Source organism: Pelomonas dachongensis (genome assembly GCF_043555865.1).
GTDB lineage: Bacteria > Pseudomonadota > Gammaproteobacteria > Burkholderiales > Burkholderiaceae_C > Pelomonas > Pelomonas dachongensis.
Genome location: NZ_JBIGHY010000003.1, coordinates 121,224 through 134,979, shown reverse-complemented (window position 1 = coordinate 134,979; position 13,756 = coordinate 121,224). Strand labels below are relative to the sequence as shown.

The window sequence follows — 13,756 nt, the reverse complement described above, 5'->3', positions numbered from 1 at the left end:
CGAGGCGCCGGGCCTGCACGGCGGCAGACGCGCGGCCCACAATCAAGCGACGCTGGCCGAACCGCAGATGAGCAACGAATCCGTCGATGAGCTGCCGAGCCCCGCCACGCGGGGGCTGGGGTCGCTGCGTCTGCGCCTCACGCTGGCGCTGCCGCTGCTCAACGCGCTGGCCGTCGCCGTGTTCGAGTGGAGTCTGGCCGGCGAGCTGCCCAATGCCCAGGCGTTGGCCCGCCTGACCTGGCTGGTGGTGCTGCTCAGCGCGGCGCAGCTGCTGCTGGTGGAGCTGTGGATGCTGAGGCCGCTGCGTCATCTGGCGGCGGGCTGCGAGGCGATGGAATCGCAATGTGCCACACCGCTGCCGAACGACGGCCTGGGCGCCGCACCGCGGCTGGACGGCGAGCTGGACCGCATCGGCCACGCGATGCTGCGCGCCCGCGATTCGCTGTGGCAGCAGGAGCAGTCCGCCAGCGAGCTGCAGCGCGAGCTGAGCGAGCAGCGCCGGCAGCTGGACCACGCCCAGGCGACGCTGGAAGCCAACCGGCGCGAGCTGGCCAGCCTCGCGCGGGTCGATACGCTGACGGGCATCGCCAACCAGCGCGTGTTCGACGAGGCGCTGCGTCGCGAGTTCAAGCGCGCGCAACGCGAGCGCAGCCTGCTAGCGGTGGCCGTGCTGGACCTGGACCAGTTCCGCCAGTTCAACCGCGTGCATGGCAAGGCCGCCGGGGATGCGGCACTTCAGCGCCTGGCCGAACTGCTGGGCACACGCTTCAAGCGCGACACCGACCTGGTCGCGCGGCTGGGCGGCGAGGAGTTCGTGGCGCTGTTGCCCGGCTTTGGCATGGCGGAAGCGCAGGGTGTGCTGGAGTCGCTGCGCGAAGAGTGGCGGGCGCTGCGGCTGCCCGATGGCGACGGCCAGCTGACGCTGAGCATCGGCCTAGCGGCTGCGAGCCCGGCGCACCCCTACCTGAGCGCGCAGGCCTTGCTGCAGGCAGCCGACGAGGCGCTGTACATCGCCAAGCACGCAGGCCGCGACCGCCTCAGCCTCGCCGCCTGACGGCCACGGTCAGCGGCCGTGTTCCTTGGCGGCCTCCAGCTGCTCGCTGACGCGGCGAGCGGCGCGCAGCACCAGCGTCTCGTCCAGCTGCGCCTGCGGCGCGATCTGGCTGGCCACCTCGTCCAGTTGATCGGGGTGCAGCAGCAGCGCCCATGCGATCGTGGAGATGGCCGACACGCTGCGGCGGGTGAGGCTCTCAGGCATCGTCAGCGAGGACTGCACCTCGACGTGGTGGCGCACGCTGGCCACGGCTGCGGGCGCCAGGCCCCAGCTCTCGCACAGCGCGGCGCCCAGCGCGTCGTGACTGACGCCGAAGGCCGTCCGCTCCAGCTCCACCAGCTCGGCGTCGCGCGTGGCCGCGCGCAGCATGGCGGGATAGTGGGTTGGCGCGTGGCGGTACAACACCGCCTTGCCGCATTCCTCGAACAGGCCGGCCGAATGCGCAGCCCACGGGTCCACGCCCAGCATCTGGCCCATGCGGCCCATCAGCAGGCCGCGCTGCGATGCACGCGTCCACACGTTTTCCAGCTCCGTTGCAGCCGGGAAGGCGGCGCGCAGCCCCATCTCGAAGGTGATGGCGGCGACCTCGCGCATGCCCAGGTAAGTCAGCGCCTGGTGCACCGTCTGCACGCGGCCCCTCAGGCCGTACAGCGACGAGTTCACCGCCTTCATGACCGCGGCGGCCAGCGCCATGTCCTTCTCGACCAGCGCCGACATGGCCTGCAGGTCGATGTCTTCCTCCGCCATCAGCAGGGAGAGCTTGACCAAGACCTCGGGCTGGGTCGGGATCTCGATGTCCAGATTGCGCAGTTGAGGATCGACGGGCATGGCGTTAGGTCGGGAACAGCAAAGGAGTCATCGTATGCCAGTTGCCACGCATTGCCGCGTCAGCGCAGGAAGGCGTCGTAGGCCGTCTTCAGAATCAGCGCCCCCACGACGACGATGAAAACACCGCGCACGAAGCCCGCGCCGTGCTTCAGCGCCAGCCGCGTGCCCAGCAGACTGCCGATCACATTGGTCACGGCCATCATGGCAGCCACGTGCCACCACATGTGTCCCTTGCTGACGAACAGCGAGATCGCGAACACGTTGGTCAGCAGGTTCATCAGCTTGGCCGTGGCCGACGCGTGCAGGAAGTCGTAGCCCAGCAGCCGCACGAACAGGAACATGAAGAAGCTGCCCGTGCCGGGGCCGAAGAAGCCGTCGTAGAAACCCACGGCCAGCGCGATGCCACCGGCCACCATCGCCTCGGCCCGGCCGCTGAAGCGCGGCGCGTGTTCACGGCCCAGGTCCTTCTTGGCCAGCGTGTAGATGAACACGGCCAGCAGCACCAGCGGCAGCGCCTTGCGCAGGCCGTCGGCGCTGACCATCGTCAGCGCCCAAGCGCCGGCGAAGCTGCCGACGCCCGCCAGCACCGCCGCCGGCATGAGGCGCCGCCAGGGCAACTGCACGCGCTTCACGTACTGCAGCGTGGCCCAGCCGGTGCCCCAGACGGACGCCCCCTTGTTCGTGCCCAGCAGCGTGGCCGGTACCGCGTTCGGAAACGCGCTGAACAGCGCCGGCACGAGGATCAGCCCGCCGCCGCCTGCCACCGCGTCGATGAAGCCGGCAAGCAGCGAGGCGAAGGCGACGGTGACGAGTTCAAGCATTCCAACGATTCCAACATCGATGCGCGGCCGTCGTGCCTTGCATGGGCCGAGCGCCGGGCCCCTCCCAAGCTGCTCCGGCGGCGGAGCGACCGGGCTCGCACACGTTCAGCGGCGAGTGCGGGAGAGGGGCTGAAAATAAAACGGCCACCAAGGGGTGCCTTGGTGGCCGGTCGGATTGTCTTCGGGATTACGAAGCAACCATATGCGCTATGCGCTTGTCTTGTCTCCTCACAACCCGCCTGGCGGCCCTGGGGAGAGCCCCGGAACCGCATCGAGTGACAGGAATGTATTGCCCCTGCAAGGTGCACGAAACTGGGGTAACTCCGGGTTCGCGGCACACAAACGACACTTTGCGCCCCAATATTGTGCATTTTTGGCCTGGCCGCGTGGGGGTGAAAATCGATCGCATGTCATTTGTCCATCGCCCTGTCTACTGGCTGCTGGCTGCCGTGCTGAGCGGGTGCGGTGGGGGCGGTGGTGGCGCGTCGTCTGGCACGATCAGCGACCCCCCGCCCACCAGCGCAGGAACGGGGCAGACGCTCACGTTGACGCTGCCCGCCAGCGGCCTCGTCGCCGCCGATCTGGCGGTCATCGTGGCCGAGGGCGATGCGCTGTCCGAAGCCGCCGGCGCGGCCTATGTGGCGGCGCGCGGCGTGCCGGCTGCCAACCTGATCCGTGTCCGCGTCAACACAGCGTCGGCGACCTTGTCCGCCGCCGAGTTCGCGTTGCTAAAAACCGACATCGACGCCAAGCTGGCCGCCGCCGCACCCGGCGTGCAGGCCACCTTGCTAGCCTGGGCAGCGCCCAGCCGCGTCGTGGGCGCCTGTGCCATGGGCATCACCAGCGCGATGACGCTGGGCTACGACACGCGTTACTGCAACCCCAGCCCCGCCACGGCAGTCTGCACCGAGACGGCGGCGTCGCCGCTGTACGACAGCGAATCGCGCCGGCCCCGGGCCGACCTGCAGTTGCGGCCGTCCATGCTGCTGGGTGCCGCGACGCTGGCCGGCGCGCAGGCACTCATCAACCGCGGCGTGTCAGCGGACGCGACCCGGCCGGCGGGCGAGGGCTGGCTGGTGCGCACCAACGACGCCGACCGCAGCGTGCGCTGGGCCGACTTCGCGGCGCTGCCGGCCGCCTGGGGCGGCGCGCTGCAGCTGAACTACGTGGACAACAGCGGCGGCGCCGGCAGCGCCAACGCGCTGACCGGCAAGGCCGGCGTGCTGTTCTACCTGACTGGGCTGCGCAGCGTGGCCAGCCTGGACACGCTGCAGTTCCGCCCCGGTGCGCTGGCCGACACGCTGACGTCCACCGGCGGCCTGCTGCCTGGCGGCGCCGGGCAGATGCCCATCACGGCCTGGCTGGACGCCGGTGCAACGGCCAGCTACGGCACCGTGGAGGAGCCCTGCAATTTCCAGCAGAAGTTCTCGCGGGCGTCGGTGCTCATCGACCACTACTGGCGCGGTGCGACCGCCATCGAGGCCTACTGGAAGGCCGTGCAGTGGCCGGGCCAGGGCGTGTTCATCGGCGAGCCGCTGGCGCAGCCGTTCCGCGACACGCCCACGTTCGCCATCGTCGGCGGCGAGTACCAGATCCGCACGCGCGCGCTGCGCCCGGGCAGCCGCTACGCGCTGCAGTACCGGCTGGGGGGAGGCACGACCTGGGCGACGCTGGCCGAGTTCACGGGCCAGCGCGGCCAGCCGCTGGACGGCCGCGCGCCGCTGCCGCCGGCGGCGGCTGTGCAGATCCGCTGGCAGGGGCCGTGCGCGGACAACGCGGCGAGCCTTTGCACGCTGGCGCAATCCTCTTGAGCGGGCTGTCACGCCGGCCCCTCAGAATGGAGGTCGGTCAAATCCTGATTGCCGGGGGCGGCGCGGCATTGAACAGTCGCCGTCCCGCAGTACCCGCCCGCCCATGACACACAAACTCCGCGCCCGCGGCTTCACGCTGCTCGAACTGCTCGTCGTCATGGTCATCATCGGCCTGCTGGCCGGCTATGTCGGGCCGAAGTTCTTCGGCCAGATCGGCAAGAGCGAGGTCAAGGCCACCAAGGCCCAGATCGACGCGCTGCAGAAATCGCTGGACCAGTACCGGCTGGACGTGGGTCGCTACCCCAGCACCGAGCAGGGCCTGGCCGTGCTGGTGAGCAAGCCGGCCGACGAGCCGAAGTGGTCCGGCCCGTATCTGAGCAAGGCGGTGCCCAAGGACCCCTGGGGCAACGACTACCAATACCGCAGCCCCGGTGAGCATGGCGAGTACGACCTGCTGAGCCTGGGCAAGGATGGCCGCCCCGGCGGCGAGGGTGAGGATGCCGACCTCACCAGCTGGTGATATGAAGCCCCCATGCGTATTGCATTCGCTGCCCCCCGAGGGGGCGGGCCAGCGCCTTCGGGCGGCCGGGCGGCGCTGACCGTGCCTGTTTTTCAAACGCGGGTGTTGCGCGCTGGCGCCGTCAGCAGCGAGCGCGTGGATGCGCCCGACCGCGCCGCCGTCGCCGCCGTGCTGGGCGTAGCGCCGCAGCACGTGCTGGAGGTGCGCGAGGTCGCCGAGCGCAAGCCGATGCGCCCGTGGCGCCGCAACGCGCGCTTCCCGCTGCAGCTGTTCAGCCAGGAGCTGGCCGTACTGCTGGATGCCGGCATCGCGCTGCTGGAGGCTTTGCAGACGCTGCGCGAGAAGGAAGCCCAGACCGGCGTGCGCGCGGCGCTGGACGGCGTGGTCGCGCAGATCGAGCAGGGCCAGCCGCTGTCAGCGGCGCTGCGCCAGCAACCGCAGGCGTTCGACGAGTTGATCGTCGCCATCGTCGCGGCCAACGAGCGCACCGGACAGTTGTCGACCGCGCTGGCCCAGCACGCGCGCTACCTGGCCTGGGTCGACGCGCTGCGCTCGCGGCTGGTGGCCGCGCTGGTGTACCCGCTGATGCTGCTGGGTGTGGGCGGCGCGGTCATCCTGTTCTTGCTGCTGTACGTGCTGCCGCGCTTTTCCGGCATCCTGGAGCAGACCAGCGCCGAGCTGCCGTGGGCCTCGCGCGTGCTGATCGAGTTCGGCCAGACCGCGGGCGCGCATCCGGGCGGGGTGGTGGGCGGTCTGGCGGCGGTCGCCTTCGGTGTGTTTGCGCTGTTCCGCCAGCCCGCCGTGCGCCAGCGGCTGCAGGCCGCGCTGTGGACGCTGCCGGGCCTGGGCCCGCGGCTGCGCGTGCTGGCGCTGGCGCGGCTGTACCGGTCACTGGCCATGCTGCTCGCCTCGGGCGTGCCGGCGCTGGCGGCGCTGAGGATCGTCGTCGACGTGGTGGCCGCACCGTGGCGAGCCGCCGTGCAGGCGGCGGCGGCGCAGATCGAGCGCGGCGAGCGCCTGTCCACCGCGTTCGATGCGCAAGACCTGGCCACGCCGGTTGCGCGCCGCATGCTGCGCGTGGGCGAGCGCAGCGGCGAGGTGGCGGCCATGTTGGAGCGCGCCGCGGCCTTCCACGATGAGGAAGCCGCGCGGCTGACCGACCTGCTGTCGCGTCTCGTGAACCCGGCGCTGATGCTGATCATGGGCGTGCTCATCGGCGGGATCATCGTGCTGATGTACCTGCCGATCTTTCAGCTGGTGGAGCAGGTCCAGTGACGACGACGCTGCACGATTGGCTGCCGGCTGAGCAAGGTCCCTGGCATCTCGACTTCGAGCAATGGCCGCAGGCCCAGGCGCAGCGCTGGCGGGCGGTGCTGGCTGTGGGCGCCAATGACAAGCGCGTGCTGCTGGCAGAGCGCGACGAGGACGCGATGCTGCTGCAGAGCGTCGAGGCGCGGCTGAACGCGCCGGTCGGCTGGCAGCGTGCGTCGGCCGACGCGGTGACGCATTTCCTTGGCGCCGGCGAGGCGGACTTCCGCGCGCTGTCTGATGTGGAAGAAGCGCTGACCGCCGTCGAGGATCACACCGAGGAGCTGTCCGCGCTGGCGCTCAGCGAGCAGGCCAGTCCCGTCGTGCGCCTGCTGAACGCGACGATCTACGACGCGCTGCAAGACGCGGCGTCGGACATCCACATCGAATGCACGTCGCGCGGCGCGGTGATCCGCTTCCGCGTCGATGGCGTTATGGCGCTGGTGCGCCAGGTCGATGGCCCGCCGGTGGCCGAGCAACTTGTGTCGCGGCTGAAGGTGATGGCCGAGCTGGACATCGGCGAGCGCCGGCTGCCGCAGGATGGCCGCTTCAAGCTGCGCGTGCAGGGCCGCGAGATCGACTTCCGTCTCAGCGTGATGCCCAGCGTGTTCGGCGAGGACGCGGTCATCCGCATCCTGGACCGTGCCGCCATCGCGCGTGCCGGGTCGCTGACGCTCGACTCGCTGGGCTTCGGCGACGACGAGCGCGCCGCCATCCGCCACCAGGCGCGCCAGCCGCACGGCATGCTGCTGGTGACCGGCCCGACCGGCTCCGGCAAGACGACCACGCTGTACGCGACGCTGGCCGAAATCCACACGGGCGCCGACAAGATCATCACCATCGAAGACCCGGTGGAGTACCAGCTCAGCGGGGTGGTGCAGATCCCCGTCAACGAGAAGAAGGGCCTGACCTTCTCGCGCGGCCTGCGCTCCATCCTGCGCCACGACCCCGACCGCGTGATGGTCGGCGAGATCCGCGACGCGGAGACCGCGCAGATCGCCGTGCAGGCCGCGTTGACCGGCCACCTGGTGTTCAGCACCGTGCATGCCAACAACGCGTTCGACGTGATCGGCCGCTTCATGCACATGGGGCTGGATCTGTACAACGTCGTGTCGGCGTTGAATGCCGTGCTGGCGCAGCGGCTGGTGCGGCTGACGTGCAAGCAGTGCGCGCAGCCGTTCACGCCGGATCCCGCGACTCTTGCGCGTCATGGCGTCGTGGATGGTCAGTTCTTGAAAGGCGAGGGCTGCGGCCACTGCCGCGGCACCGGCTACAAGGGCCGGCGTGCGGTGGCCGAGCTTCTGAAGCTGGACGACGGCCTGCGCGACCTGATCGCGGCGCGGGCGCCGATGTCCGAGATCAAGGCCGCAGCCAAGGCGCGCGGCATGAAGTCGCTGCGCGACATGGCGCTGGCGGCGGTGTGCCGCGGCGAGACCACTTTCGAGGAGCTGGAACGTGTCACGCTCGATGAGTGAGCGGTTGAAGTCGCGGCTGGCCAAGCCGAGGCGCGTGTTCATCACGCCGGGCGGCGACGAGTTCGCGGCCTGGTGCAACGACCATCCCGGCTCGGCCGTGGAGCTGGTCGTGTCTGCACGGGCACTTCACGAGTTGGCGGTGGAGCCCGGCCTGCCGCTGGCCGACCTGGACGCCGTGCAGGCCTACGCGCAGCAGCAGTTCGCCCACTACTTCGGCGCCACCGCGCAGCGCTTCGCCATCGCGCCGTGGAAGTCGGGTGATGCAGCCGGTGCGTCGGCGCTGCATGGCATGGACCTGGCGGCGCTGCGATCGGAGCGCGTGCACGTCGCGGCCGTGCGGCCGGCCTGGGCGGTGTGGCTGGCGTCGCTGCCGGCAGCGACGCGCGCTGGATCGGGCCGCGCGGTGTGGCACGAAGGTGAGGTGGCCGTCGTCGTCCAGCTCGACCGGGGCCGCGTGACGGCGCTGCAGTCACGGCGCGTGAACACTTTGGCTGACCTCGGGGGCGACGTGCCGCTGGCCATCGGCACGCCCGACAGCGACCTGACGCCGCAACCCGGCCCGGCGACGCCGCAGCCGGACTTCCTGCCGCGCAGCGCGCGCTCGCCGCTGGCCTGGCCGCTGGCCGCCACCGGCGCGCTGGTGCTGGCCACGGCCGCGTGGAGTGCGGCCGACAGCCACCGTGCGCTGGACACCGCCCAGGCCGCGCGCGACCGCGTTGCGCAGCTGCGGCCGGCCCCCAAGCCCCAACCACGCCGCGCCGCGCAGCCGGCCGAGAACCGCGGCGCCACCGAAGCGCGCGCGATGCTGGCCATGCCCTGGGAGCCGCTGCTGACGCGCGTCGAGACCACCGGCGCCAACGCGAAGTCCATCGCCTGGCTGGGTCTGGACGCCAGCGCAGGCCGCGGCGAGCTGCGCCTGGAAGGGCTGACGCCCGACAAGGGCCTGGCGCTGCAGCTGGCCGAGCAGCTGGGCGGCACGCCCGGCTGGGGTCAGGTCGTGCTGTCACGCTTCTCGGCGGCCGAACCGGGCCTGGCCGGCCAGCGCTTCGAGATCAGCGCGCGGGTGCCGACCGGAGGCGGCTCATGACGAGGTTGCAGGCAATCTGGAAAGCGCTCGGCTGGCCCGGTGTCGCAGGCCTGGCAGCGCTGGGCCTGGCGGTGCTGGCCGTGCTTGCGGGCCAGCGCTGGGACGCACAGGCCGCCGCGCTGCAGGCCGAGGCGCAGGCCTTGCGTGCCAAGGCCCGGCCCGCTGCCGCTACGGCCGCGCCGGTCAGCGTGCAGCAATGGCAGGCCGCGCTGCCCACCGCGGCGACGCGCCAGCAGCGGCTGGCCGACCTGCTGGAGTTGGCGATACGGCTGGACCTGAACGGTGCCCGCACCGAGCACCGGCTGGCCAGCGGCGACGGCCTGGAGCGGTTGCGCGTCAGCATGCCGCTGACCGGCAACTACGCTCAGATCCGCCGTTTCATCGCCGCCGCGCTGGCGCACGACCCGGCGCTGAGCCTGGACGCCGTCAAGCTGCGCCGCGCCAGCCCCGTCAGCGCCGACGTCGACGCCGAACTGCAATGGTCGCTGCACGGCAGGGCCGCGCCATGACGCTGCCGGCCCGCCAGATCGCCCTCGCCGTCGCGCTCGCTGCGACGCTGGCCGCAACCGTCTGGTTCGCGACGCAGCCCGGCGAGGGCGACGTGCCGGTCGACGTGGTCCAACCCGTTCGCAAACCTGTTGCGGGGTCGGCGGCGTCATCAGGCCCTTCCTCGCAGACCGCGGTCCGCCAGCCATGGGCCGAGGCCTCGGCCGAGCAGCTGTCCGCCTGGCAGCCGCCACCGCCCCCGCCAGCGCCGCCGCCAGCTCCGGTCGTCGCCGTCGCTCCGGCGCCGCCGTCCGCACCGCCGCCGCCCTACCAGATGATCGGTCGCCTCGTCGAAGGTGAAGGCAGGCAGACCGTGGAGATTGCGCTGCTGGCCGGCCCCAACCGCACACTCAGCGTGAAGCGCGGCGACGTCATCGACGGCCAGTGGCGCGTCGAGCAGGTCACCCCCGGGGGCGTCGGCCTGACCTGGCTGCCGGGCAAGCTCCCCCAGAACATCGTTTTCAAGCAAGTGCCATGAAGCAGCTTTTCGTCCTCCTCAGCGCCCTGCTGCTCGCCGCCTGCGCCAACCCGGCGCTGCGCCAGGCCGAAGACCTCGGGCGCACCAACCAGTGGCCGGCGGCGTTGCGCGTGCTGGACGACGCCATCACCCGGGACCCCACCGACCCGCAGCTGCGCGCCGCCCAGGTGCGTGCCCGCGAGCAGGCGACGGCGCGGCTGATCCTGCAGATCGAGGCGCTGCGCGGTGCCGGCCGCTGGGACGAGGCGCAGGCGCTGTTGAGCCAGCTGGCGCTGGCCGATGCGCGCCACCCGCGGCTGGCCGCGCTGACGGTGGACATCGACCGGGGCCGCCGCCACGAGACCCAGCTGGCCACGGGCCGCGCCGCGCTGAAGGCTGGCCGCATCGCGCAGGCTGACGCGGTGGCACGCGAGATCCTGGCCGAGGCCCCGCAGCACCCCGGCGCGCGGCTGCTGGCCGCGCAGGTCGCACAGTCGCGCCCGCTGGAGTCGGCCGTCGGCGAGCTGGGCCCCAACTTTCAGAAGCCGGTGACGCTGGAGTTCCGCGACGCGCCGCTGCGCCAGGTGTTCGAGGCGCTGGCGCGCAGCAGCAACATCAACTTCGTGTTCGACAAGGACGTGCGCGCCGACGCGCGCGTGACGGTGTTCCTGCGCGGCGTCACGATGGACGAGGCCTTGCGCGTCGTGCTGGGCACGCAGCAGCTGGACCGCAAGCTGCTGAACGACAGCTCGGTGCTGATCTTCCCGAACACCGCCGCCAAGCAGCGCGAGCACCAGGAGCTGATCACCCGCACGCTGTACCTGACCAACGCCGACGTGAAGCAGGTGCAGGCGATGGTGCGCACCATCGCCAAGGTGCGCGACATCCACATCGACGAGCGCCTGAACCTGCTGGTCATTCGCGACACGCCCGAAGTGCTGCGCTTCGTCGAGAAGCTGATCGCGTCTGTAGACCTGCCCGAGCCCGAGGTCATGCTGGAGGTGGAGGTCATGGAGCTGGCCACGGACCAGGTCGACGCGCTGGGCGTGCAGTGGCCCGAGACGGTCAACTACGGCCTGCCGGCGCTGAACGGCCTGGGCCAGGTGGTGGGGCAGGTGTCGGGCCAGGTGTTCCTGAACGAGCGCGGCGCCTTCCGCGCCAGCATTGCCAACCCTGCGCTGGTTGCCACCATCCGCGGCACGGCCGGCAACTCCAACCTGCTGGCCAACCCCAAGATCCGCGTGCGTAACCGCGACAAGGCCAAAGTTCACATTGGCCAGAAGTTGCCGGTGTTCACGACGACGACCAACTTTACCGGCTCCACGTCGGTGGCGGCGTCGGTCAGCTACCTCGACATCGGCCTGAAGCTGGACGTGGAGCCCACCATCCAGCTCGACAACGACGTGGTCATCAAGGTGGGCCTGGAGGTCAGCAACCTGATCCGCCAGGTCACCGGCCCGGGCGGCACGACGGCCTACGAGATCGGCACGCGCAACACGTCCACGGTGCTGCGCCTGGCCGATGGCGAGACCCAGGTGCTGGCCGGCCTCATCAATGACGAGGACCGCAAGAGTGCCGCGGGCATCCCGGGGCTGTCGCGCATCCCGATGCTGGGGCGGCTGTTCGGCACCCAGACCGACACCCGGCTGAAGACCGAGGTCGTGCTGCTGATCACGCCGCGCGTGGTGCGCAACCTGGCCGTGCCGGACGCGTCGCTGACGCGCCTGGCCAGTGGCGTGGATGCCAGCCCCGGCGCGTACAGCAGCCTGCTGCGGCGCGAGGCGCGGGTGGGTGTGGGGCCGAGTGGCGCGGTGGCTGCGGGCGCGACGGTCGCACCGGCAGCGGCGGCGGCGCCGGCGGCGCCCGCCGACGAGGCCACGTTGAAGCTCGACGTCACGCCGCAGATCCCCGCCGGGGGCACCGTCTCCATCGCGCTGAAGAACGACAGCGGCTTGAACGTGAAGGGCGAACTGGAGTACGACGCGAGCCGCCTGACCCCGGCCCAGCCGCTGCCGACCGCCACGGCCGGCCGCTACCCGGTGGAGCTGCTGCCGCGCGGCGAGCGTGTGGTGGTGCTGCGCGCGCTGCCTTCGGCGGCCGGCCAGGTGCTCAGCATCGGCGTCATCGGCCTGACGGCGGCGGGGCTCAACGGCGAGTCTGCGGCCGTGCGCGTGGATGGCAGCGGCCTGGTCACCGTGGACGCGGTGAAGTCGCCATGAACCATGCGCGTGGGCGAGGCCCGGCGCCGGGCCGTCCCAAGCCTGGCGACATCCCCCCGGGGGATCGCGCCGTGTACTCGCGGCGCGACGGGCGAGGTTTCACGCTGATCGAGATGCTGGTCGTGCTGGCCCTGCTGGGCGTGCTCGCCTCCGCAGCGCGACCGTTGCTGGAACTGTCGGTGCAGCGCGGACGCGAGCACGAGCTGCGCCAAGGCCTGCGCACGCTGCGCGACGCGCTGGACGCCTATAAGCGTGCCGCCGAGGCCGGCCATGTCGTGCTAAGCCCGGAGGACAGCGGCTACCCGGCGCGGCTGCAGCTGCTGGTCGACGGCGTGGCGGATGCCAAATCGCCCAATGGCGGCAAGCTCTACTTCCTGCGGCGGTTGCCGCGCGACCCGTTCGCATCTGCCGATCTGCCCGCCGCCGAGACCTGGGGCCTGCGTGCCTACGACAGCCCGCCCGACGATCCGCGCGCCGGCAAGGATGTGTTCGACGTGTTCTCGCGCTCGGAGCGCAAGGCGCTGGACGGCAGCCGGCTGAGGGACTGGTGATGTGGCGCTTGCGCCGCAGCAGCGGCTTCACCCTCATCGAGCTGATCGTCGTCATGGCCATCGTGGCGCTGCTTGCCTCCATCGTCGCCCCGCGCTATTTCAACTCGTTGCAGAAAGGCAAGGAGACGGCGCTGCGCACGTCGCTGACGACGATGCGCGACGCCATCGACCAGTTCGCTGCCGACAAAGGGCGCTATCCCGAGTCGTTGCAGGAACTGGCCGACGCGCGCTACATCCGCGAGGTGCCGGAAGACCCGCTGACCGCCAGCCGCGAGACCTGGCTGGAGTTGCCGCCCCCGGGCGACATGCAGACCAGCGGCAACCTCTGGGACGTGCGCAGCGGTGCGGCCGGGCGGGCGGCCGATGGGACGCTGTACGCCGACTGGTGATGCGTGCCGCGCCTGCCAGCCGCCGCACCGCGCGCGGCTTTACCTATCTCGCCGTGCTGTTCTTGGTGGCGCTGACGGCCGCCGGCCTGGCGGCGCTGGGCACCGCATGGTTGCAGCGCGCACAGCGCGAGCGGGAAGCGGAACTGGCCTTCCGTGGCGGTGAAATCGCGGCTGCGATCGAGTCCTACCTGCGCGCTGGCGGCGGGGCCGCGGCGACCTACCCGAAGCGCTGGGAGGACCTGCTGGAGGATCGGCGCGGGGCGGTCACGCGCCACCACCTGCGCCGGCTGTACGCCGACCCCTTCACTGGCCTGCCGGACTGGGAGCAGTTGCCGCCGCCCGCCGGCGCGCCCGACGCTGCGGCCTTCGCAGGCGTGCGCAGCCGTTCGAACCAGTCGATGCTGCGCACCCGCACCGCCGACGGCGCCCCGTTGGAGCGGGCCAGCGACTGGATCTTCGTTGCTCGGGCAGCCGGCGGGCCGGCGGCAGCGTCCTCAGCGCCTGTGGCAGCTTCGGCGCCCTGAGCTGCACAGCAGCAGTCGGCGCTATCGGCAATCCCCTCGCCGCGTCTGTGGGGAGAAATCCGACATGCCGCCCCCGCGAATGGATGGGCGGGGAAATCGCTATTTCAGGTCGCCTAGGGCTCGACAGAATCGGCCGCCTGGTCGTGTGAAAAGTCACAGGTGATGG

At 71.3% G+C, this 13,756-nt stretch carries 14 protein-coding genes; 12 read left to right on the top strand and 2 right to left on the bottom strand.

Going from position 1 to position 13,756, the window contains the following annotated elements; genetic code table 11:
- Nucleotides 1–67: 67 nt before the first annotated feature.
- Nucleotides 68–1,054 carry a GGDEF domain-containing protein gene (locus ACG02S_RS09880; RefSeq protein WP_394470286.1) on the top strand — a complete coding sequence of 329 codons (987 nt, stop codon included), beginning with the start codon at nt 68–70 and terminating at the stop codon, nt 1,052–1,054.
- 9 nt (nt 1,055–1,063) lie between these two features.
- Here the strand turns inward: ACG02S_RS09880 and ACG02S_RS09875 are convergent, their stop codons facing one another.
- Together ACG02S_RS09875 and ACG02S_RS09870 are read right to left on the bottom strand one after the other, a co-directional pair.
- Entirely contained in the window at nt 1,064–1,882 is an 819-nt protein-coding gene (locus ACG02S_RS09875; protein WP_394470285.1) for an HDOD domain-containing protein, read from the bottom strand.
- A 59-nt stretch (nt 1,883–1,941) separates the two neighbouring features.
- Nucleotides 1,942–2,703 carry a TSUP family transporter gene (locus ACG02S_RS09870; protein WP_394470284.1) on the bottom strand — a complete coding sequence of 254 codons (762 nt, stop codon included), beginning with the start codon at nt 2,701–2,703 and terminating at the stop codon, nt 1,942–1,944.
- Nucleotides 2,704–3,110: 407 nt separating this feature from the next.
- On the opposite strand from ACG02S_RS09870, the gene ACG02S_RS09865 reads away from it, so the two are divergent.
- The 11 genes from ACG02S_RS09865 to ACG02S_RS09815 all read left to right on the top strand — a co-directional run bounded on the left by ACG02S_RS09865 (nt 3,111) and on the right by ACG02S_RS09815 (nt 13,590).
- Nucleotides 3,111–4,514 (top strand): TIGR03790 family protein, encoded by a 1,404-nt coding sequence (locus tag ACG02S_RS09865; RefSeq protein WP_394470283.1) that lies wholly within the window; start codon nt 3,111–3,113, stop codon nt 4,512–4,514.
- A gap of 103 nt (nt 4,515–4,617) precedes the next feature.
- Nucleotides 4,618–5,034, top strand: a complete 417-nt coding sequence (gspG, locus tag ACG02S_RS09860; protein ID WP_394470282.1) for a type II secretion system major pseudopilin GspG — start codon at nt 4,618–4,620, stop codon at nt 5,032–5,034.
- A gap of 81 nt (nt 5,035–5,115) precedes the next feature.
- Nucleotides 5,116–6,309, top strand: a complete 1,194-nt coding sequence (locus tag ACG02S_RS09855) for a type II secretion system F family protein (protein ID WP_394470281.1) — start codon at nt 5,116–5,118, stop codon at nt 6,307–6,309.
- A complete protein-coding gene (locus ACG02S_RS09850; protein ID WP_394470280.1) occupies nt 6,306–7,817 on the top strand; it encodes a GspE/PulE family protein in 1,512 nt (503 codons plus the stop codon). Before ACG02S_RS09855 ends, ACG02S_RS09850 begins: the two co-directional genes overlap by 4 nt.
- The gene (locus tag ACG02S_RS09845) at nt 7,798–8,904 is read left to right on the top strand and encodes a hypothetical protein (protein ID WP_394470279.1); all 1,107 of its coding nucleotides are present in this window, start codon (nt 7,798–7,800) and stop codon (nt 8,902–8,904) included. Before ACG02S_RS09850 ends, ACG02S_RS09845 begins: the two co-directional genes overlap by 20 nt.
- Nucleotides 8,901–9,413 carry a GspMb/PilO family protein gene (locus tag ACG02S_RS09840; RefSeq protein WP_394470278.1) on the top strand — a complete coding sequence of 171 codons (513 nt, stop codon included), beginning with the start codon at nt 8,901–8,903 and terminating at the stop codon, nt 9,411–9,413. Before ACG02S_RS09845 ends, ACG02S_RS09840 begins: the two co-directional genes overlap by 4 nt.
- Nucleotides 9,410–9,928: a hypothetical protein gene (locus tag ACG02S_RS09835; RefSeq protein WP_394470277.1), complete on the top strand. Its 519-nt coding sequence runs from the start codon at nt 9,410–9,412 to the stop codon at nt 9,926–9,928. Before ACG02S_RS09840 ends, ACG02S_RS09835 begins: the two co-directional genes overlap by 4 nt.
- Nucleotides 9,925–12,126, top strand: a complete 2,202-nt coding sequence (locus ACG02S_RS09830) for a secretin N-terminal domain-containing protein (RefSeq protein ID WP_394470276.1) — start codon at nt 9,925–9,927, stop codon at nt 12,124–12,126. Before ACG02S_RS09835 ends, ACG02S_RS09830 begins: the two co-directional genes overlap by 4 nt.
- Nucleotides 12,123–12,677, top strand: coding sequence for a type II secretion system protein (locus ACG02S_RS09825; RefSeq protein ID WP_394470275.1), 555 nt, complete (start codon nt 12,123–12,125; stop codon nt 12,675–12,677). The genes ACG02S_RS09830 and ACG02S_RS09825 overlap by 4 nt, the downstream gene beginning before the upstream one ends.
- Nucleotides 12,677–13,066 (top strand): type II secretion system protein, encoded by a 390-nt coding sequence (locus ACG02S_RS09820; RefSeq protein ID WP_394470274.1) that lies wholly within the window; start codon nt 12,677–12,679, stop codon nt 13,064–13,066. Before ACG02S_RS09825 ends, ACG02S_RS09820 begins: the two co-directional genes overlap by 1 nt.
- Nucleotides 13,066–13,590, top strand: a complete 525-nt coding sequence (locus ACG02S_RS09815; RefSeq protein ID WP_394470273.1) for a type II secretion system protein — start codon at nt 13,066–13,068, stop codon at nt 13,588–13,590. The genes ACG02S_RS09820 and ACG02S_RS09815 overlap by 1 nt, the downstream gene beginning before the upstream one ends.
- Nucleotides 13,591–13,756 lie beyond the last annotated feature (166 nt).

Excerpts from the sequence above, each read along its gene's own strand:
- ACG02S_RS09840 (WP_394470278.1), top strand. The coding sequence starts at position 8,901 with ATGACGAGGTTGCAGGCAATCTGGAAAGCGCTCGGCTGGCCCGGTGTC.
- ACG02S_RS09825 (WP_394470275.1), top strand. The coding sequence starts at position 12,123 with ATGAACCATGCGCGTGGGCGAGGCCCGGCGCCGGGCCGTCCCAAGCCT.
- ACG02S_RS09865 (WP_394470283.1), top strand. The coding sequence starts at position 3,111 with ATGTCATTTGTCCATCGCCCTGTCTACTGGCTGCTGGCTGCCGTGCTG.
- ACG02S_RS09830 (WP_394470276.1), top strand. The coding sequence starts at position 9,925 with ATGAAGCAGCTTTTCGTCCTCCTCAGCGCCCTGCTGCTCGCCGCCTGC.
- ACG02S_RS09870 (WP_394470284.1), bottom strand. The coding sequence starts at position 2,703 with ATGCTTGAACTCGTCACCGTCGCCTTCGCCTCGCTGCTTGCCGGCTTC.
- ACG02S_RS09820 (WP_394470274.1), top strand. The coding sequence starts at position 12,677 with ATGTGGCGCTTGCGCCGCAGCAGCGGCTTCACCCTCATCGAGCTGATC.
- ACG02S_RS09835 (WP_394470277.1), top strand. The coding sequence starts at position 9,410 with ATGACGCTGCCGGCCCGCCAGATCGCCCTCGCCGTCGCGCTCGCTGCG.
- gspG (WP_394470282.1), top strand. The coding sequence starts at position 4,618 with ATGACACACAAACTCCGCGCCCGCGGCTTCACGCTGCTCGAACTGCTC.
- ACG02S_RS09880 (WP_394470286.1), top strand. The coding sequence starts at position 68 with ATGAGCAACGAATCCGTCGATGAGCTGCCGAGCCCCGCCACGCGGGGG.
- ACG02S_RS09875 (WP_394470285.1), bottom strand. The coding sequence starts at position 1,882 with ATGCCCGTCGATCCTCAACTGCGCAATCTGGACATCGAGATCCCGACC.
- ACG02S_RS09815 (WP_394470273.1), top strand. The coding sequence starts at position 13,066 with ATGCGTGCCGCGCCTGCCAGCCGCCGCACCGCGCGCGGCTTTACCTAT.